Genomic DNA, 18097 nt, shown 5'->3' with positions numbered 1-18097 from the left:
GTCAAGCCCCGGCCTTTCCTGGGCGGAAGGGCCGGGGACGGAGTTACAACAGCACCCTTTCGATGCCGCCGTCGCGGGCGCGTGCCACGTATTCGGGCAGCCAGTTCTCGCCCAGCAGGTGGCGGGCGATCTCCACCACGATGTAGTCGGCCTCGGTGCCGGTGTCGTCGTTGTAGCGCGACAGGCCCTGCAGGCAGGATGGGCAGGAGGTGAGGATCTTCACCGGCTTGGCCGGGGGCTGGCCGCCCGTCAGCGTCTGCAGATTGCCGCGGATTTCCTCCTCCTTGCGCGCGCGCACCTGGGTGGCGATGTCCGGCCTGCTGGCGGCGAAGGTGCCGGCCTCGCCGCAGCAGCGATCGGACAGCGGCACGCCGCCGCCCATCAGTTCGTTGACCACCTTCAGCGGCTGGTGGGTCTTCATCGGTGTGTGGCAGGGGTCGTGATAGAGATACTGCTGGCCTTGGATGCCGTCCAGCTTGACTCCCTTTTCCATCAGGTATTCGTGGATGTCGATCACGCGGCAGCCGGGGAAGATGTCCTCGAAACGATAGTGCGCCAGCTGGTCGAAGCAGGTGCCGCAGCTGACTACCACGGTCTTGATGTCCAGGTAGTTCAGCGTATTGGCGACGCGGTGGAACAGCACGCGGTTCTCGGTGGTGATGGCGTCGCCCTTGTCCTGGTAGCCGGCGCTGGTCTGCGGGTAGCCGCAGCACAGGTAGCCCGGCGGCAGCACCGTCTGCGCGCCGACGTGCCACAGCATCGCCTGGGTGGCGAGGCCCACCTGGCTGAACAGCCGTTCCGAGCCGCAGCCGGGGAAGTAGAACACCGCCTCGGCGTCTTCCGCCGCCTTGGGGTTGCGGATCACCGGCACGATGTGCGGATCCTCCACGTCCAGCAGCGCGCGCGCGGTCTTTTTCGGCAGCCCGCCCGGCATCGGCCGGTTGATGAAGTGGATCACCTGTTCCTTCACCGGGGCCGGGCCGACGGTGGACGGCGGCTGTTTCTTCTGCCCGGCCAGCAGCCCCAGGCGCTTGCCGACGCTGTTGCCCAGGCGTTGCGCCTTGTAGGCGACGCCGACCAGGCCGGCGCGTATGGTTTTGATGGTGGCCGGGTCCTTGGCGGTGAGGAAGGCCATGCCCAACGCGGTGCCGGGGTTGAATTTCTTCTGGCCGGCCTTGCGCAGGAAATTGCGCATCGCCACCGACACGTCGCCGAAATCGATTTTCACCGGGCAGGGCTTGACGCAGCGGTGGCAAACCGTGCAGTGGTCGGCCACGTCGGACAGTTCTTCGAAATGCTTGAGGCTGACGCCGCGGCGGGTCTGCTCCTCGTACAGGAAGGCCTCGGTCAGCAGGCCGACGCCGAGAATTTTGTTGCGCGGGCTGTACAGCAGGTTGGCGCGCGGCACATGGGTGGAGCACACCGGTTTGCACTTGCCGCAGCGCAGGCAGTCCTTGATCGAATCGTTGATCGCGCCGATGTCGGACTGCTCCAGGATCAGCGACTCCGCGCCCAAGAGCGAGAACGACGGCGTGTAGGCCAGGCGCAGGTCGGCGCCGGGCAGCAGCTTGCCGCGGTTGAAGTGGCCGTTGGGGTCCACCAGCTCCTTGTAGACGCGGAACGGGCCGATCTCGTCGTCGCTGAGGAATTCCAGCTTGGTGATGCCGATGCCGTGCTCGCCGGAGATCACGCCGCCCAGCCGCCGCGCCAGCGCCATGATGCGCTCCACCGCGTGGTGGGCGGTCTGCAGCATCCGGTAGTTGTCGGAGTTGACCGGCAGGTTGGTGTGCACGTTGCCGTCGCCGGCGTGCATGTGAAGCGCGACGAACACGCGGCCGCGCAGCACGTGCTGCTGAAGCTCGCGGATGGCGGCGCGGATGCCGGCGGCGGCGTTGCCGGAGAAGATCTGCTCAAGCTCGGCCAGTACCTCGCGCTTCCAGCTGACGCGCAGCGCGAAGTCGCGCAGCGCGTGGAACACGGTGTCCGGCCGCGCGGCGGCGTCTTCCAGCGGCGCCTCGGGCCAGCGGGCCGCGTATTCGTGGAAGTGCGCGTCCATGTGGTCGAGCAGCCACTGCCAGCGGTCGCGGTGCACCGCCAAAAGCGACAGCGCGGCGGCGCGGCGGTCGCCGATCAGTTCTTCCGACGGCAGGTTGGTGTCCATCTTGTCCACCGGCAGCCGGCCGTGGAAGTACTCGGTCAGCGTATCCAGCAGTTCGATCTTGTTGGCGATCGACAGCTCGATGTTGATGCGCTCGATGCCGTCGCTGTAGTCGCCCAGGCGCGGCAGCGGGATCACCACGTCCTCGTTGACCTTGAACGCGTTGGTGTGCTTGGCGATGGCCGCGGTGCGGCTGCGGTCCAGCCAGAAGGTCTTGCGCGCCTCCGGCGTCACCGCGATGAAACCCTCGCCGTGGCGGGCGTTGGCGATGCGCACCACCTGGCTGGCGGCTTCGGCGGCGGCGTTCTCGTCGTCGGAGACGATGTCGGCGATCAGCACCATCTTCGGCCGGCCCTTGCTCTTGGCCTTGGTGGCGTAGCCGACAGCGCGCACGTAGCGCCAGTCCAGGTGCTCCAGGCCGGCCAGCTGCACGCCGGCGGCCAGACAGGCGCCGCCCGGCTTGAACAGGTCGGTGATCTCGACGATGGCCGGCGTGGCCTCGGCCACGGTGCCGAAGAACTCCAGGCAGACGGTGCGGGTATGGCCCGGCATCCGGTGCAGCACGAAGCGGGCGCTGGTGATGATGCCGTCGCAGCCTTCCTTCTGCACGCCGGGCAGGCCGGCCAGGAATTTGTCGGTGACGTCCTTGCCCAGGCCCACTTTGCGGAAGGCGCTGCCGGGAATGATCAGTTCGCGGCTTTCCTCCACGGTCTTGCCGTCGTCGGCCAGCCGCGACACGCGGAAGCGCGCCTCGGCCACGTCGTGGATCTTGCCGTAGTTGTGGCCGATGCGCTCCACCAGTTGCCAGCGGCCGTCCGGGTCCACCATCTTCCAGCTGGCCAGGTTGTCCAGCGTGGTGCCCCACAGCACGGCTTTCTTGCCGCCGGCGTTCATCGCGATGTTGCCGCCGATACAGGAGGCTTCGGCCGAGGTCGGGTCCACCGCGAACACCAGCCCGGCTGCGTAGGCGGCTTCGGAGACGCGGGCGGTGACTACGCCGGCGCCGCAATGGATGGTGGCGCGCTTGCCGTCCAGCCCCGGCAGTTCGATGTGCTCCACGCCCAGATGGCGGTCCAGCTTCTCGGTGTTGATCACCGCGCTCATCCGGTCCAGCGGCACCGCGCCGCCAGTGTAGCCGGTGCCGCCGCCGCGCGGGATGATGGTGAGCCCGAGCTCGATGCAGGCGCGCACCAGCGGCGCCATCTCGGCTTCGCTGTCCGGACTCAGCACCACGAACGGGTACTCGACGCGCCAGTCGGTGGCGTCGGTGACGTGGGCGACGCGGGATAGGCCATCGAACTGGATATTGTCGCGGCGGGTCAGCCGGGTCAGCTTTTTCAATACCTGGGCGCGCAGCTCGCGGGTTTGCTCGAACTGGAGGGCGAACTCGTCCACCGCCTCGCGGGCGGCGGCGATCATCAATTGCACCTTGTCGTTGCCGTCGCGGCGCTTCTCGATCTCGGTCAGCCGGTGGCGCATCGCCTCCACCAGCGCGGCCAGCCGCTTGGGGTTGTCCAGCAGGTCGTCCACCAGGTACGGATTGCGGTCCACCACCCAGATGTCGCCCAGCACCTCGAACAGCATCCGCGCCGAGCGGCCGGTTTTGCGCGCGCCGCGCAATTCGTCCAGCAATTGCCACATCGACTCGCCCAACAGGCGGATCACAATCTCGCGGTCGGAGTACGAGGTGTAGTTGTACGGGATCTCCCGCAGGCGTTGTTCGCTGGTGATGGCTGTCATTTGTCCGCAAGCTGGGTTTTATTAGAGGAATGCCTGTCAGTGTATCCCAATTGCTGCGCTGCGAAAAATACGAGTTGAATAGGGTTTTTTCCTCTTTAGATCAAGATATTGCCGGTTTGCATGAGCCATATTCATGAGAGTTGAATGGTATTTTTTATTTAATGGGAATGGCGCGGCCTGCCGCTATTCGCGTCATTTTGCTCGATGGATTTCCATGTCCATGAGTTTTTTCGATTTCCGGCGCGCCAGCGTTTTTCGGTAAGCTATAGGTTTTGAACGCTTCTCCGAGAAGCGTTTCGCGCTATTAAAAGGATGACGACCATGTGGAAAAAATTGTTGCTGGCCTTCACGCTGGCGGCCACGCTGAGCGGCTGCGGGTACAACGCGATGCAGTCCCAGGACGAGGCGGCCAACGCTGCCTGGTCCGAAGTGCTGAACCAGTACCAGCGCCGCGCCGACCTGATTCCCAATCTGGTGAAGACGGTGCAGGGCTACGCCAAGCATGAGAAAGACGTGCTGACCCAAGTGACCGAGGCCCGCGCACGCGTCGGCAGCATCCAGATGGACGCGGCGGCGGCCAGCGACGAGAACAAGCTCAAGCAGTTCTCCGCCGCGCAAAACCAGCTGGGCTCGGCCTTGTCCCGCCTGCTGGTGGTGTCGGAAAACTATCCGCAGCTGAAGGCCGACCAGTCGTTCCGCGATCTGCAGGCGCAGCTGGAGGGCACCGAGAACCGCATCGCGCTGGCGCGCAAGCGCTATATCGATTCGGTGCAGGCCTATAACGTCACCGTGCGCAGCTTTCCCAACAACCTGACCGCGATGATGTTCAGCCTGAAGACCCGCCCCAACTTCACCGTGGAGAACGAGAAGGCGATCTCCGCGCCGCCGCAGGTGAACTTCGACCAGCAAGGCAAGTGAGATGAGCCGCGCATGGGCCTGGCTGTGGCTCGCGCTGTGCCTGCTGGCCAGCGTCGCGCGGGCCGAGCTGGCGGTGCCGCCGCCGACTTCGCCGGTGATCGACCAGGCGTCCTTCCTGACCGACGCCGAGCGCGGTGAACTGGAGAAGCAGCTGCTGGATTTCCACCAGCGCAAGGGCAGCCAGCTGGCGGTGCTGATCGTGCCGGCTGTCGACCCGGAAACGCCGTTCGATTACGGCACCCGGGTGATGGACAGCTGGAAGCTGGGGCGCAAGGGCGTGGACGACGGCGCGCTGCTGCTGATCGTCGCCGATTCGCACAAGACCCAGTTGCTGGTCGGGCGCGGGCTGGAGGGCGCGATTCCGGACATCTACGCCAAGCGCATCCTGCAGGACACCTTGCGGCCGCTGTTCAAGCAAGGCCTGCGTTTCCAGGGCATCCAGGCGGCGACGGCGCAGATCGAGGGCCTGATAGACGGCGAGAAGCTGCCTGAGCCGGCCAGGCAAGCTTCGCAGGGCGGCGGCTGGGGCGAAAGCTGGCCGTTGCTGGCCTTTTTCCTGCTGATAGGCTCCGGCGTGGCCGGCAAGCTGTTCGGCCGGCTGGTGGGCAGCTTCATCATCGGCTGCCTCAGCATCGGCCTGTCGGTGGTGCTGGGCGCAGGCGTGATGATGGCCTTGCTGATCGGCGCGGTGGCCGCGGGTCTGTGCCTGGCGCTGGGCGAGCATGGCCTGTCGCTGGCCAGCTGGGGCAATTGGGGCGGCGGGGGCGGGGGAAGCTCCGGCTCCGGCGGCAGCGGATGGTCGGGCGGCGGCGGAGATTTCGGCGGCGGCGGCGCTTCGGGAGATTGGTGAAATGAATCGATGGCAACGCGCATGGCGCCACCTGTGCAGCACCGGCTGGCAGGCGCGGCGGCAATTCCCGGCGGCCCAGCTGAAGCGGCTGGAGCAACAGATCGCCCAATCGGAGCGAGCGCATCGAGGGCAATTGCGTTTCGTGGTGGAGTCGGCGCTGGACTGGCGCGCCGCCTGGCGCGGCATGAGCGCCCGCCAGCGGGCGCTGCAGTGGTTCGGCGAGCTGAGAGTGTGGGACACCGAAGAGAACACTGGCGTGCTGGTGTACTTGTTGCTGGCCGAGCGGCGGATAGAAATCGTTGCCGACCGCGGCATCAACCGCCGGGTGGCGGCCGGCGAGTGGGCCGGCATCTGCGCCGAGATGCAGCGGGCCTTCGCCGCCCGCGATCACGTGGCGGGACTGGAGCTGGGGCTGAGCCGCATCCACGAGGTGCTGCTGAAGCACGCGCCGCGGGACGGCGAGCCCTTCGTCAACGAGCTGCCGGACCAGGTGGTGGTGCGCTGAGCGGCGCGGCGCAGATCAGCGTCGCGACGAGCGTTGCGCAAGCTGTGCCGCCAGCCGCACCGCTTCGACCAGGCTGCCCGGATCGGCGCGACCGGTGGCGGCCAGGTCCAGCGCCGTGCCGTGGTCGACCGAGGTACGGATGATCGGCAGGCCCAGGGTGATGTTGACGCCGGCGCCGAAGCTGGCGTGTTTCAACACTGGCAGGCCCTGGTCGTGGTACATCGCCAGCACCGCGTCGGCTTGCGCCAGTTTGTCGGGATTGAACAGGGTATCGGCCGGCAGTGGGCCGATCAGCTGGATGCCTTCGGCGCGCAGCGCGTCCAGCGCCGGTTCGATGACGTCGATTTCCTCGCGGCCCATATGGCCGCTCTCGCCTGCGTGTGGGTTGAGGCCAGCCACCAGGATGCGCGGCGCGGCGATGCCGAATTTGCCGGCCAGGTCGGCGTGCAGGATGCTGATCACCTCGAACAGCAGCGGCGCGGTGATCGTGTCGGCGACGTCGCGCAAGGGCAGATGGGTGGTGGCCAGCGCGACGCGCATGCCGCCGCCGGCCAGCATCATCACTACTTTTTTCGTGCCGGTGCGCTCGGCCAGGTATTCGGTATGGCCGGTGAACGGCACCCCGGCGTCGTTGATCACGCCCTTGTGCACCGGGGCGGTCACCATCGCGGCGAATTCGCCGGACACGCAGCCGTCTATCGCCGCGTCCAGCGTGGCGAGCACGTAGCGGCCATTGGCCGGATTCAGCCGGCCGGCTTCAGCGGGCTCGGCCAGCGGCGCGTGCAGCACCTCCAGCGCGCCGGCGGGCGCCGGTTGGCCGGGGCGGTAGTCGGCCAGTTCCACATCCAGGCCCAGCGCCGCGGCGCGCCCGGCCAGCAGGCCGCGGTCGGCCACCGCTACGCAGCGGGTATCAGGCGCCAGTTCCGGCAGCCGCAAAACCAGGTCGGGACCGATGCCGGCCGGCTCCCCGGCGGTGACGGCCAGAACGGGCCGGCTAGCCATCACTTCTCGTCCAGATGTTCTTCGACGAAGGCGGAGTCGCGCAGCTGGCGCACCCAGTCGGTGTAGGCCTGTTCCATCTTGCGCGAGCGGATCTGCTGCTTGACCGCCATCTTCTCGTGGTCGCTGGAGACGTCCTGGTTGCGCTTGCCTTCTACCAGGATCAAGTGCCAGCCGAACGGCGTGCGCACCGGCTGCGACACCTGGCCGATCGGTTGCGACACCATCACCTTCTCGAACTCCGGCACCAGGTCGCCCAGATTCACCCAGCCCAGATCGCCGCCCTTGGCGTTGCTGCCGTCTTCCGAGTACAGCTTGGCCATGTCGGCGAACTTGGCGCCGCGCATGATGCGGTCGCGCACCTGGTCGATGCGGGCCTTGGCATCGGCTTCGGACACCGCCTCGTTGGTGCGGATCAGGATGTGGCGCGGGTGGTACTGCTCCACCATCATCGGCGCGCCGCCGCTGCGTTTGTCCACCAGTTTGAAGATGAAGAAGCCTTGCTGGGTGCGAATCACGTCGGTGTCGGCGCCGACTTTCAGCTGTTCCAGCAATTGGACGAATTCTTGCGGCAGCGAGGTGGCGCTGCGCCAGCCCATGTCGCCGCCCTTCAGCGCGTTGGGCGCGTCAGAGTAGGCGGCGGACACCTTGGCGAACGGCTGGCCGGCGGCTAGGTCGGCCTGGGCCTTGTGCACCTTTTGCGACAGCAGGTCGATCTGCTTGGCGTCGGCGCGCTCAGGCACGGCGACCAAGATGCTGGCCAGGTGGTATTCGGTGCGGTTGGCGCTCTGCGCGCTCTTCAGCGCCTGGTCCACTTCGCTGTCGCTGACGTTGACGCGGGAGGCCACTTCGCTGTCGCGCAGGCGGGAGATGGTCAGTTCGCGGCGGATGTCGCCGCGCAGGCGGTCCATGGTGATGCCGTCCTTGGCCAGCTGGGCCTTCAGGCCGGCTTCGTTCAGCTTGTTCTGCTTGGCGAGGTTGGCCACGGCCTGATCGACCGCGGCGTCCTCGATGCGCAGGCCGCCGCTGGCCGCGTATTGCAGCTGCACTTCCTCGGTGATCATCTGTTCCAGCACCTGGCGCTCCAGCACCTCGCGCGGCGGCGGGGCCACCTTTTGCGATTCCAGCTGCTTGATCGCTTCGTCCACGCGCGCCTGCAGCTCTTGCCAGGTGATCACGTTCTTGTTGACCACGGCGACGATGCGATCCACTTCTCGTACCGGGGTGGCGGGGGCCGCCAGCGCGCTTTGCATGACGCTGGCGATCAACAGGGCAAGCAGGGTCTTTTTCATGGTCAGGCTTTGTTACTCGTTAATCTTGGTGTAGCCGGGTACGGCCAGACGCAGCGTGTCCTGCACGCCGTTGTTGCCCAGGGCGCCGAGGCCCTTGAGTTCCAGCTGGAAGAACCACGCGTTCTTGGTGGTGGTCGGGTCGGTGACATAGCGTTGGCTGTACATCCGCAGCGACCAGCAACCATCGTTGTACTCGAAGCCGGCCAGCCGCTCAATAGGCTTGCGCTCGATGAAGGAGTAGTTGTAGCGGCCGATCGCGTACCAGCGGCGGGCGATCGGCCACTGCGCGGCCACGTCCACCTGGCGCATCGGGCCGTAGTTATTGGAGTTGTCCAGCTGTTCGTAGCGGCCGTAGCGGTAGCGCACGCTGGCGACCTTGCCGGCGGCCGGGTTGTAGCGCAGCTGGGCGTTGTAGCGTTCGGTCATGCCCAGTTGCTGGTTGTATTGATAGCTGCTGTCGAAGCGCCATTCTCGGGTCAGATCGCCGCCGGCGGACAGCAGCAGGTCGGAGCTGGGCTGGTTGACGGTCTGGGTAACATCGTCTTTTAGATAAAAACGTTTGCCCACCGCCAGGCGCAACCGCTCCAGGCCGTTGCTCTGGTCGATGAAGCGGCTGGTCAGCGCTGTGGTGATCTGGTTGGCGCCGTTGATGCGGTCATAGCCGGAGTAGCGGTTTTCGGTGAACAGCTGCGCGAAGTTGATGTCGTTGAGCGAGGTATCGAACTGCGGCAGCGAGAGCTGGTCCTTGTTGTTGGGAATGTTGACGTAGAACAGCCGGGGTTCCAGCGTCATCAGGTGGTCCCGTCCCAGGAACTGGGTGTCGCGGTCGAAATACAGGCCGGCGTCGGTGCTGAAGATCGGCAGCGTGCGGGTCTGGACATGGCTTGGATTGGCGCCGAAGGCATCCAGATTGTAATGGGTGTAGTTGACGCCCAGCTTGGGCCGCAGAAAGCCCCAGCTGCGGTCGAAGTTCCAGCTGACGCTGGGGTAGAGCACCAGTCGTTCCGCATTCTGCAGCGTGGGGTGGTCGAAGCGGGTCAGGTCCGAGATCAGATTGGCCGAGAAACCGGACGGCAAGCTCTGGTTCGCGTTGAACGTCAGCTGCGGCATCTTGGCGTAGGGGATGTCGTTGGAGCCTGGGTTGATGGTCAGGTTCTGGTAGCGCTGGGCGCGCAGGGTGACGTTGCCGCCGCCGCCCTGCCAGTTTAACGCGTAGTTCAACCAGGCTTCGCGGTTCAGGTTGACGTTGGAGGCGATGGCCACCTGATCGCCAAAATCGGTGAAGTAATTGTTGTCCGATACCTGGTTGAAATCCATGCCGAAGGTCAGCCCGTGGCCGAGGTTCTGGCTATGGATGGCGCTCCAGGCGTAGCGGGACTGATCGGTCAGCTTGTCTTTGGGCAGCTGCTCGGTGTAGATGCGGCCGCTGTAGTCGGGCTGCAGGTAACGGAATTCGCCCGCCAGCATGTTGCCGTGCTTGACGTTGATGTGCGGCGTGATGGTGGCGTCGTAATTGGGCGCGATGTTCCAGTAGTAGGGCAGCGAGAATTCCGTGCCCGAGCTGCCGGTCTTGAAGGTCGGCATCAGGAAGCCGGACTTGCGGTTGCTGTTGAGCGGGAAGTCCAGCCACGGCGAATACAGTATGGGCACGCCGTAGAACTGCATCCAGGCGTTGTGGGCGACGCCGACGCCGGTGTTGTAATCGAGGTCGGTGCGCGACGACTTCAGATACCAGGCTTCGTCGCCGGGATCGCAAGTAGTCATCCGGCTGCCGTAGACCCGATATTGGTTCTGGCCCTGGAAATCCACCTGGCTGCCGTCGCCGCGCAGAGTGACAGGCTTGGCGGGCTGCGCGCCGGGCGCCGGTTTTGCGGCGGTCTGGTTCTGCCTGGCCATGGAAAATACCGGATCCATGCCGGTGCCGCTGTAGGTGTCGACGTTGTAGTCCAGCGTGGTGCCGGTGATCACGTCGCCGCCGCGGGTCATGCGGAAGCGGTCGCCGGCTTTCACCCTGTTCTTGTTCTGGTAGTAGTCCAGCCAATCGGACTCCACCTTCTGGTCATCCCGGGTCACCACCACATTGCCCTTGGCGTGGAGGATCACGTTCATTTCGCCGTCCAGATCGTCGGCGTGGACCACGGTCTGTCCCGGCTCCTTGGGCGGGGCCGGGACGGCGATCGGCGGCTCTTCGTCATCTGCGAAAGCGGCGGGGGCGTTCAGGGCAAAGGCGGCGGCCAGGGCCAGCGCCAGCGGAGTCAGTTTTTGTCTGTGCATGCACAAAGCCATATCGTGGGGGGCAGTGGGCGGTATAAAATCGTCCAATTCTATCAGCACCACGATAAAGCGACATGCAAAGACAGGAACAGCTCAAGAAATGGCTGGCGCAACAGTATCCCGGCGACGAAATCCAGCTTGAATTCGCCGCGGCCGACGCCGACTTCCGCCGCTATTTCCGTGCAATCTGGCCCGATGGCGCAAGCCGCATCGTGATGGACGCGCCGCCGGAGCACATCGGCACCGACGCCTACATCAAGGTGCGAGACATCTTCTCCATGGTGAAAGTGCCCGAGATTTACCTGCGCGACCGCGAACAGGGCTTCATCGTGATGGAGGATCTGGGCAAGGTCACCTACTTGGCCGCGCTGCAGCACGATGAGCGCGCCCTGGTGCACCGCCATCTATTGCTGGAGGCGCTGGACACGCTGGTGGAGATCCAGAAGGGCAGCCAGCCGGATGTGTTGCCGGAATACGACGAAGCGCTGCTGAGCCGCGAACTGAGCCTGTTCCCGGAATGGTTCTGCGCCAAGGAATTGGGCAAGCCGTTGAATTTCAAGCAGCGCCAGCTGTGGGACGCCGGCGTCAAGGCCTTGCTGCCGGCGCTGCTGGCCCAGTCCAAGGTCTTCGTCCACCGCGACTTCATCGTCCGCAACCTGATGCTGACTCCCGGCGCGCCCGGCGTGCTGGATTTCCAGGACGCGGTGTACGGCCCGGTCAGCTACGACGCGGTATCGCTGCTGCGCGACGCCTTCATCGAGTGGGAAGAGGAGTTCGTGCTGGACCTGGCGATCCGCTACTGGGAGAAGGCGCGCGCCGCCGGCCTGCCGGTGCCGGAGGCCTTCGACGACTTCTACCGCGCCTTCGAATGGATGGGCGTGCAGCGCCATCTGAAAGTGGCGGGCATCTTCGCCCGCCTGCACCACCGCGACGGCAAGGACAAGTACCGCGCCGAGATCCCACGCTTCATCAAGTACCTGAAGCGCACCACCCGCCGCTATGTCGAGCTGGCGCCGTTCTACCACCTGCTGGTGGATCTGGTGGGCCGCGACGCCACCGACGAGGAACTGCAGTCCAGCTACCCGGTGCTGGGCGTCAAGGGCCAGTGATGCGCTGGCCGCTCCTTTTGCCGTTGCTGCCGTTGGCGGCCGGCGCCGCCGATCTCAAGCAGCGGCAGTGCTTCCCGGCGCAGGAGTTGCGCGTGTGCCTGTGGCAGGATGCCAGGCTGGCCGCGCGGCAGGATGGCGGTTTTGGCGGCGACAGCGAAGGCGATGGTTGGAAACTGGCCCTGGCGCAGGCAGAGTTGCGAATCTACGACAGTCAGGGTGGCCAGTTGTCGCGCCTGCGGGTCGGACGCTTGTCGAAGCTGGAACGCACCCGGCTCAGCGACGGCGGCAAGCCGGTGTTTCTGCTTGAGGAAGACCGCTCGGCCGGTTTCGGCTCCTATTCAGGCGTCGAGGCGCGGCCGTTCACCGTCGGCGCGCGCGGCATCCGCTTCGCCCAGCCGCAGGGCGCGGATCCGGCCAAGCCGTTCGTGATGACCAGCTCGTTGAAGAACGGCTGGAGAGAGGGCCGGGACGGCTTCCTGCTGGCGTCGTGCGCGCCGGACTTTCCGGCCAAGGGCGAGTGGGACGGCGAAACCTTCCGCGTCAGCTATCGCCGCTTGAAGCTGCAGGATGGCCAATGGCGGCTGACCGAGCGCAGCGAACGCGGTTTCTGGGAAAACGAAGGCGATTTCCCGGCCGAGCGGCTGTTCCCGAAATGAACGAGAAGAATATGAAGGCAATGATACTGGCGGCCGGCCGCGGCGAGCGGATGCGGCCGTTGACCGACCACACGCCCAAGCCCTTGCTGGTCGCCGGCGGCAAGCCGCTGATCCAGTGGCACATCGAGCGCCTGGTTCGCGCCGGCGTCACCGAGCTGGTGATCAACCATGCCTGGCTGGGCGAGCGGATAGAGGAGGCGCTGGGGGACGGCAGCCGCTTTGGCGCGGCCATCGCCTATTCGCCGGAAGGCCAGGCGCTGGAAACCGCCGGCGGCATCGCCACCGCCTTGCCCCTGCTCGGCGACGCGCCTTTCCTGGTGCTGAACGGCGACGTGCTGGCGGATTTTCCGGTCGAACGGCTGATCGAGGCGGCGGGCCGGCTGGATGGCGACGCCGCGCAGGCCCACCTGGCGCTGACGCCCAAGGCCGGCTATCCAACCGGCCGCGACCTGACGCTGCGCGCCGACGGCCGCGTGGCCGCCTGCGGCGATGGCGACACGCCGTATACCTTCTGCGGCCTGGCCGCCTACCATCCAGCCTTCTTCCGCGACGTGAAGCCCGGCGCGGCCAGTCCCCTGCTGCCGTGGCTGCTGGCCGCGATGGAAAAAGGCCGGATCCGCGGCGAAGTGCAGCAGGGCCTGTGGCTGGACGTCGGCACGCCGGAGCGGCTGGCCGAGGCCGACCGCATCGCCTCCGGCTGGACGGCATGAGCCGGCGCATTCTCGGCATCGATCCCGGCAGCCGCATCTGCGGCTTCGGCGTCATCGACGTGCTGGGCAACCAGCGCCATTACGTCGCCTCCGGCGCCATCCGCACGCCGCAGGGCGCGAGCCTGGCCGAGCGGGTCAAGGTGATTGTGAACGGCATCCATCAAGTCATCGACACTTACCAGCCGACCGAGGCGGCGCTGGAGCAGGTGTTCGTCAACGTCAACCCGGCCGCCACGCTGATGCTGGGCCAGGCGCGCGGCGCCTGCATGACGGCGCTGGTGCTGAAGGACCTGCCGGTGGCGGAGTACACCGCGCTGCAGGTCAAGCAGTCGGTGGTCGGCCAGGGCAAGGCGCCGAAGGAGCAGGTGCAGTACATGGTGGTGCGCATGCTCAACCTGTCCGGCACGCCGCAGGCCGACGCCGCCGACGCGCTGGCGGTGGCGCTGACCCACGCGAATCATAGCGGCGGCGCCATCGGCAAGCTGGCCTTGAGCGGCTTGAAGGTGAAGGGCGGCCGGCTGGTGTAGCGTGGTCTGACTCCCTTCGCGAAAAAGCGGCCCGCAGGCCGCTTTTGTCGTTTCTGGAGTTCTCAGCGCCGCCGGGCGTCGGGCCACACCCAGTCGCCGGGAGGCGGCGTCTGGCTGCCGCCCGGGCTGAGCGTTTCCGACCATGCCTGGATATTGCTGGCGTATTTGCACAGCGCGGCGAAGGCGGAAACATTGCCGGCGTTGCCGTTGTACACCCCCACTTGCACGCCTTGCGGCGACAGCAGCGGGCTGCCGGAGTCTCCGCCGCGGCCGACGTTGCCGTTGGCCAGCAAGGAGACGCCGTTGGCCAGCGGCGACGGGCCCTGGCGGACGATGTTGGCGACGCTGACCTGCATCAGGCTCTGCCCAAGTTGATAGCCCTGATCGTCCATGCGGCGCTGCGCCTGCATCGCGCCGATGCCGGCATTGCAATCCTCCTGCGCCACCACCGGGACGATCTTGGCGCCGTTGCGGCCGGCGATGGGCTGGGACAACTTCAGCAAGGCCAGATCGACGGCCACGCCGTGATGGTCGAACTTGATCCAGTTGGGTTGGGCGTTGTCGCGCCGGGCGCTGGCCTGGTTCTCGAAATTGCGGCCATAGTAGGCGGTGACGCCGGTCCAGTTGTCCAGGATGCAATGCGAGGCGGTCAGCACCAGATCCTTGCCCACCAGCGAGCCGCCGCAGATATTGCGGCTGCCATTCTGGTTTTGAAAATCCAGCTTGATGTAATTGGTTTCCTGCGGCGAAAACGGCGCGGCGGCGGCGAAATGGGACAATGCCGACAGGCATGAAACGGCAAGCAGTTTCTTCACGGATGCATTCCTTGTCGATGGGGAGTCAAGGCGGCTTTGCGGCCGCTGTCAAAACTGATCCCAGCAAGTTTGGGCTGATATTTTCAGTATTGATATTCTTGACTCTCATTAGAGTGGCCTTGCCGATTCATTATGCCCAGCTGAGGCGATTGTGGAATGGCAGGGTTTGCATGGGTGCTTGTTTTTGGAATGACGTTTGATTTTGTTTTTGTTTGAATATTGAGCGTGTGGCCGCGGAATCGGCTGAATATCAGGCGCTGGGCGATATGGCATAAAATGAAATAGCCATCTTGTTAATATTCACCGGCGCGCGCCAGAAAATAGTCTGGGTTTTATTTATTTTAAGCGTAGTTACTTTTAAATATTTGAATAGCTTGTCTGGATATATCGAAGACAGGCAGCGATGGGGTTTCACCGTTGGGTGGACCCTCTGGCGAGCCAGGTGGGCGCGGGCGCGGCTTGTGGGATAATGCCGGCAGCCGCGCCAGTCCGGCGCGGGCCTGATTGCGAGAATGCCAAGATGATCGGACGTCTTTCCGGAAAACTGATCGAAAAATTGCCGCCGCAAGTGGTGGTGGACGTGAACGGCGTCGGCTATGAAGTGGACGTGCCGATGACCACCTTCTACCAGTTGCCGGCGCTGGGCCAGCCCTGCACCTTGTTCACCCACCTGGCGGTGCGCGAGGACGCCCATTTGCTATACGGCTTCGCCAGCAAGGAGGAGCGGCAGACCTTCCGCCAACTGATCAAGGTGACCGGCATCGGGGCCAAGATCGCGTTGGCGATTCTGTCCGGCATGACCGCCGACGAACTGGCGATCGCCGTCGCCAGCGAGGACATCAAGCGCTTGTCGGCGGTGCCGGGCATCGGCAAGAAGACCGCCGAACGGCTGGTGCTGGAGCTGCGCGGCAAGCTCGCCACCGGCGGCAACCTGACGGTGCCGGGCGGCCTGGCTTTCGCCGCCACGCCGGACGAGAAGAGCGACATCGTCAACGCGCTGCTGGCGCTCGGCTACAACGAGAAAGAAGCGGCGGCGGCCACCAAGAGCCTGCCGTCCGACGTTACGGTCAGCGAAGGCGTGCGTCTGGCCCTGAAGAGCTTGATGAAGGTCTGACGCCTATACTGCCGATGCGGCCGCCCAAGGCCGCGTCGACGGGGGCGAGGGCATGAGGAGGCGGTGCGTGGCTGCGGTTGCGCTGGGAATCGGCTTGGGCGGCATGCCGGCCTTCGCCTCTCCCTTGCATTGCCCGCCGCATCCGATACGGTTGGCCTTCTACCGCATCGGTCTGTTCTACACCGACCGCAACGGCCTGGATTGGGACGTCGCCGAAGAGCTGCGCCGCCGCAGCGGCTGCCGCTTCGAATACGAGGTGATGCCGCGCGCCCGCATCTGGCGCGAGCTGGAGGCTGGCAGACTGGACATCACGCTGTCGGCCATCGCCACCCCCGAGCGCGATCGCGTCTACTGGTTTCTCAACTACATCCAGCTCAAACAGTATGTGCTGCTGTCTCCCAAGCTGCCGGCGGCCATCGATTCGATGGACGGCTTCATCCAGGCCGGCGCCCCGTGGCGCTGGGCCATTGTCCGCAGTTACAGCACCAGCGCCTATTACGATCCGTTGGTGGTCCAGCTGGCGGCGAAGGGCCGGGTGGTGGAGGTGCCGGAGGAGGACTTCCTGTTCCGCTTGCTGGGGCAGGACCGCGTGGCCGGCATTTTTTCCACGCCCATGGTCTATCGCCAGAAACTGCGCGAATTCAACCTGGAAGACCGCGTGCGGGTGGCTGATTGGGACAAGATCTCGGCGCCCAGTCCGCGCGGCATCGTGTTCACCAAGCGGACGTTCTCCGAGCAGGACATCGGCCAGTGGCAGGCGCTGGTGGACAGGATGAACCGGGACGGCACCATGCGCAGGCTGATCGGCCGCTACATGACGCCGGCGGAGACCGAAACGGCGCTGTGGCGTTGAGCGGGCGAAAAAAGCCCGCCTTTCGGCGGGCAAACGGATGCGGGACGGTTGCCGTCCGAGACGAACGGCGAAATCTGACTTAGCCGGCGGGCAGCAGGTTGACTTGGCTGCGCACGCTCTTCACGCCCGGCACGCGAGCCACTTCCTCGGCGATGCGGGAGACCACGTCCTGGTTCGGCGCGGTGCCGTTCAGCACCACGTCGCCGTTGTTGACTTGAGCCTCGACCTTGGCGCCCAGCTGAGCGGCGGACTTGGCGACGATTTCGTTGATCTGGCGGCCCAGCTCCGCGTCGGCGGGAGTGGCGGCGGCGTGCTTCTGAACCGCTTGTTCCTGCGCCGGCGAGCTGGCGGTCTGCTTGGTTTCCGCGGCGATGCCGGCGCCGGCGTACAGGGCGGGAATCAGGCTGGCGATGATCAGGGTCTTGCGCATGGTGAGTCTCCTAGGACTGGGTGAGGTCGTTGCGTTCGGCCGGCGTTCCGGGACGGTGTCGGCAGGAAAGCATTTCCGCCGAGCCGTCTGTTCCGCAGCGCCTTGCGGCCAATCGCGCTTGACTCCCGATACAGCAAGCGCCGTGCCAGCGCTTGTTTTTCCTTATTTATCAGTTGTTTGATGGTTTACGGCGGGGAAAGCGCCGCTCCAGGGAGCCGGATTTGTCGCCGTTCGGCGACAGCGATCCAGCCGCTTGCTTGAAAATTCATGCCAATCAATGACTTGCCGCTGTCGCTGTTTGGCGACAGGCATTCAGTCGTCCTTGAACGCGGCGGCGTGCAGCTCGTGCTTCTGCAACAGCCGGTAGAACTCGGTGCGGTTGCGGTCGGCCAGCCGGGCGGCGTCGCTGACGTTGCCGCCAGTCAGGCGCAGCAGCCGTTCCAGGTAGTCGCGCTCGAACTCGCGGCGGGCTTCGGCCAGCGTCGGGATGGCGCGGGATTCGCCGGCCACCGCCTTCTCCACCTGGGCCAGGGTCAGCAGCGGGCCGGTGGCCAGCACGCAGCACTGCTCCACCACATTGGCCAACTGGCGGATATTGCCCGGCCAGCGCGCGGCGGCGAGGAAGGCGAGGGCGTCCGGCGCGAAGCCCGTCACCGTCTTGCCGTAGCGCGCCGCCACCTGTTGCAGGAAATGCTGGGCCAACAGCGGGATGTCTTCGCGCCTCTCGGCCAGCGGCGGCAGCGTCAGCGCCACCACGTTCAGCCGGTAATAGAGATCCTCGCGGAACTGGCCGTCGGCGATGCGGGCCGGCAGGTCGCGGTGGGTGGCCGACAGCAGCCGGATATCCACCGGCAGCGGCCGGCTGGCGCCCACCGGCCGCACTTCCCGGTCTTGCAGCACCCGCAACAGCTTGACCTGCAGCGGCAGCGGCATGTCGCCGATCTCGTCCAGGAACAGCGTGCCGCCGTCGGCCTGGCGGATCAGGCCGTCGTGGCGGGCGGAGGCGCCGGTGAAAGCGCCTTTTTCGTGGCCGAACAGCTCGCTCTCCAGCAGGTTTTCCGGAATCGCGCCGCAGTTGACGGCGACGAAAGGCCGGCCGGCGCGGCGGCTGGCCTGGTGGATGGCGCGCGCCAGCACTTCCTTGCCG

At 65.7% G+C, this 18097-nt stretch carries 16 protein-coding genes; 9 read left to right on the top strand and 7 right to left on the bottom strand.

What is annotated here, in order from left to right:
- Positions 1–43: 43 nt before the first annotated feature.
- Entirely contained in the window at positions 44–3898 is a 3855-nt protein-coding gene (locus LQR33_RS13680; protein ID WP_231469354.1) for a DUF3683 domain-containing protein, read from the bottom strand.
- Between the two features lie 312 nt (positions 3899–4210).
- Here LQR33_RS13680 and LQR33_RS13675 point away from each other — a divergent pair, with 312 nt between their 5' ends.
- From LQR33_RS13675 to LQR33_RS13665, 3 genes are read left to right on the top strand one after another with little or no spacing between them, the layout of a single operon-like run.
- Positions 4211–4816, top strand: a complete 606-nt coding sequence (locus tag LQR33_RS13675; protein ID WP_370906884.1) for a LemA family protein — start codon at positions 4211–4213, stop codon at positions 4814–4816.
- Between the two features lies 1 nt (position 4817).
- Positions 4818–5666 (top strand): TPM domain-containing protein, encoded by an 849-nt coding sequence (locus LQR33_RS13670; protein WP_231179271.1) that lies wholly within the window; start codon positions 4818–4820, stop codon positions 5664–5666.
- Between the two features lies 1 nt (position 5667).
- Positions 5668–6171 carry a TPM domain-containing protein gene (locus LQR33_RS13665; protein ID WP_221667472.1) on the top strand — a complete coding sequence of 168 codons (504 nt, stop codon included), beginning with the start codon at positions 5668–5670 and terminating at the stop codon, positions 6169–6171.
- A 15-nt stretch (positions 6172–6186) separates the two neighbouring features.
- Here LQR33_RS13665 and pdxA read toward each other — a convergent pair whose 3' ends face one another.
- From pdxA to LQR33_RS13650, 3 genes are read right to left on the bottom strand one after another with little or no spacing between them, the layout of a single operon-like run.
- Entirely contained in the window at positions 6187–7173 is a 987-nt protein-coding gene (pdxA, locus tag LQR33_RS13660; protein WP_231469351.1) for a 4-hydroxythreonine-4-phosphate dehydrogenase PdxA, read from the bottom strand.
- Positions 7173–8462: a peptidylprolyl isomerase gene (locus LQR33_RS13655; RefSeq protein ID WP_205692578.1), complete on the bottom strand. Its 1290-nt coding sequence runs from the start codon at positions 8460–8462 to the stop codon at positions 7173–7175. Before LQR33_RS13655 ends, pdxA begins: the two co-directional genes overlap by 1 nt.
- Before the next feature lie 12 nt (positions 8463–8474).
- The gene (locus tag LQR33_RS13650; protein ID WP_231469348.1) at positions 8475–10736 is read right to left on the bottom strand and encodes an LPS-assembly protein LptD; all 2262 of its coding nucleotides are present in this window, start codon (positions 10734–10736) and stop codon (positions 8475–8477) included.
- 74 nt (positions 10737–10810) lie between these two features.
- On the opposite strand from LQR33_RS13650, the gene amgK reads away from it, so the two are divergent.
- From amgK to ruvC, 4 genes are read left to right on the top strand one after another with little or no spacing between them, the layout of a single operon-like run.
- Positions 10811–11845, top strand: a complete 1035-nt coding sequence (gene amgK / locus LQR33_RS13645) for an N-acetylmuramate/N-acetylglucosamine kinase AmgK (protein WP_231469345.1) — start codon at positions 10811–10813, stop codon at positions 11843–11845.
- A complete protein-coding gene (locus LQR33_RS13640) occupies positions 11845–12501 on the top strand; it encodes a hypothetical protein (protein ID WP_166440386.1) in 657 nt (218 codons plus the stop codon). Before amgK ends, LQR33_RS13640 begins: the two co-directional genes overlap by 1 nt.
- Positions 12502–12512: 11 nt before the next feature.
- Complete coding sequence (murU, locus tag LQR33_RS13635) at positions 12513–13211, top strand: N-acetylmuramate alpha-1-phosphate uridylyltransferase MurU (RefSeq protein WP_231469342.1); 699 nt, start codon at positions 12513–12515, stop codon at positions 13209–13211.
- On the top strand, positions 13208–13738 hold the full coding sequence (gene ruvC, locus LQR33_RS13630; protein WP_104946048.1) for a crossover junction endodeoxyribonuclease RuvC: 531 nt from the start codon (positions 13208–13210) through the stop codon (positions 13736–13738). Before murU ends, ruvC begins: the two co-directional genes overlap by 4 nt.
- A 62-nt stretch (positions 13739–13800) precedes the next feature.
- Here the strand turns inward: ruvC and LQR33_RS13625 are convergent, their stop codons facing one another.
- Positions 13801–14553: a trypsin-like serine protease gene (locus tag LQR33_RS13625; protein ID WP_221667468.1), complete on the bottom strand. Its 753-nt coding sequence runs from the start codon at positions 14551–14553 to the stop codon at positions 13801–13803.
- A 520-nt stretch (positions 14554–15073) separates the two neighbouring features.
- Here LQR33_RS13625 and ruvA point away from each other — a divergent pair.
- The gene (ruvA, locus tag LQR33_RS13620; protein ID WP_021477442.1) at positions 15074–15667 is read left to right on the top strand and encodes a Holliday junction branch migration protein RuvA; all 594 of its coding nucleotides are present in this window, start codon (positions 15074–15076) and stop codon (positions 15665–15667) included.
- Between the two features lie 67 nt (positions 15668–15734).
- Positions 15735–16520, top strand: a complete 786-nt coding sequence (locus LQR33_RS13615; protein ID WP_221663712.1) for a substrate-binding periplasmic protein — start codon at positions 15735–15737, stop codon at positions 16518–16520.
- 79 nt (positions 16521–16599) lie between these two features.
- Here LQR33_RS13615 and LQR33_RS13610 read toward each other — a convergent pair whose 3' ends face one another.
- Together LQR33_RS13610 and LQR33_RS13605 are read right to left on the bottom strand one after the other, a co-directional pair.
- Entirely contained in the window at positions 16600–16950 is a 351-nt protein-coding gene (locus tag LQR33_RS13610; protein WP_166440383.1) for a BON domain-containing protein, read from the bottom strand.
- Positions 16951–17262: 312 nt separating this feature from the next.
- Positions 17263–18097 (bottom strand): sigma-54 interaction domain-containing protein (locus LQR33_RS13605; protein ID WP_231469339.1); only part of this gene is annotated, 835 nt, incomplete at its 5' end.

The organism is Chromobacterium piscinae (genome assembly GCF_021129175.1).
In the GTDB taxonomy this organism is placed as follows: domain Bacteria; phylum Pseudomonadota; class Gammaproteobacteria; order Burkholderiales; family Chromobacteriaceae; genus Chromobacterium; species Chromobacterium piscinae.
This window is presented reverse-complemented; position numbering and strand designations above follow the sequence as displayed.

What these genes read in the sequence shown, in the direction of transcription:
- ruvC (WP_104946048.1), top strand. Translation starts at nt 13,208, where the DNA reads ATGAGCCGGCGCATTCTCGGCATCGATCCCGGCAGCCGCATCTGCGGC.
- pdxA (WP_231469351.1), bottom strand. Translation starts at nt 7,173, where the DNA reads ATGGCTAGCCGGCCCGTTCTGGCCGTCACCGCCGGGGAGCCGGCCGGC.
- LQR33_RS13650 (WP_231469348.1), bottom strand. Translation starts at nt 10,736, where the DNA reads ATGCACAGACAAAAACTGACTCCGCTGGCGCTGGCCCTGGCCGCCGCC.
- LQR33_RS13610 (WP_166440383.1), bottom strand. Translation starts at nt 16,950, where the DNA reads ATGCGCAAGACCCTGATCATCGCCAGCCTGATTCCCGCCCTGTACGCC.
- LQR33_RS13665 (WP_221667472.1), top strand. Translation starts at nt 5,668, where the DNA reads ATGAATCGATGGCAACGCGCATGGCGCCACCTGTGCAGCACCGGCTGG.
- murU (WP_231469342.1), top strand. Translation starts at nt 12,513, where the DNA reads ATGAAGGCAATGATACTGGCGGCCGGCCGCGGCGAGCGGATGCGGCCG.
- LQR33_RS13675 (WP_370906884.1), top strand. Translation starts at nt 4,211, where the DNA reads ATGACGACCATGTGGAAAAAATTGTTGCTGGCCTTCACGCTGGCGGCC.
- LQR33_RS13680 (WP_231469354.1), bottom strand. Translation starts at nt 3,898, where the DNA reads ATGACAGCCATCACCAGCGAACAACGCCTGCGGGAGATCCCGTACAAC.
- LQR33_RS13640 (WP_166440386.1), top strand. Translation starts at nt 11,845, where the DNA reads ATGCGCTGGCCGCTCCTTTTGCCGTTGCTGCCGTTGGCGGCCGGCGCC.
- LQR33_RS13670 (WP_231179271.1), top strand. Translation starts at nt 4,818, where the DNA reads ATGAGCCGCGCATGGGCCTGGCTGTGGCTCGCGCTGTGCCTGCTGGCC.
- ruvA (WP_021477442.1), top strand. Translation starts at nt 15,074, where the DNA reads ATGATCGGACGTCTTTCCGGAAAACTGATCGAAAAATTGCCGCCGCAA.
- LQR33_RS13655 (WP_205692578.1), bottom strand. Translation starts at nt 8,462, where the DNA reads ATGAAAAAGACCCTGCTTGCCCTGTTGATCGCCAGCGTCATGCAAAGC.
- amgK (WP_231469345.1), top strand. Translation starts at nt 10,811, where the DNA reads ATGCAAAGACAGGAACAGCTCAAGAAATGGCTGGCGCAACAGTATCCC.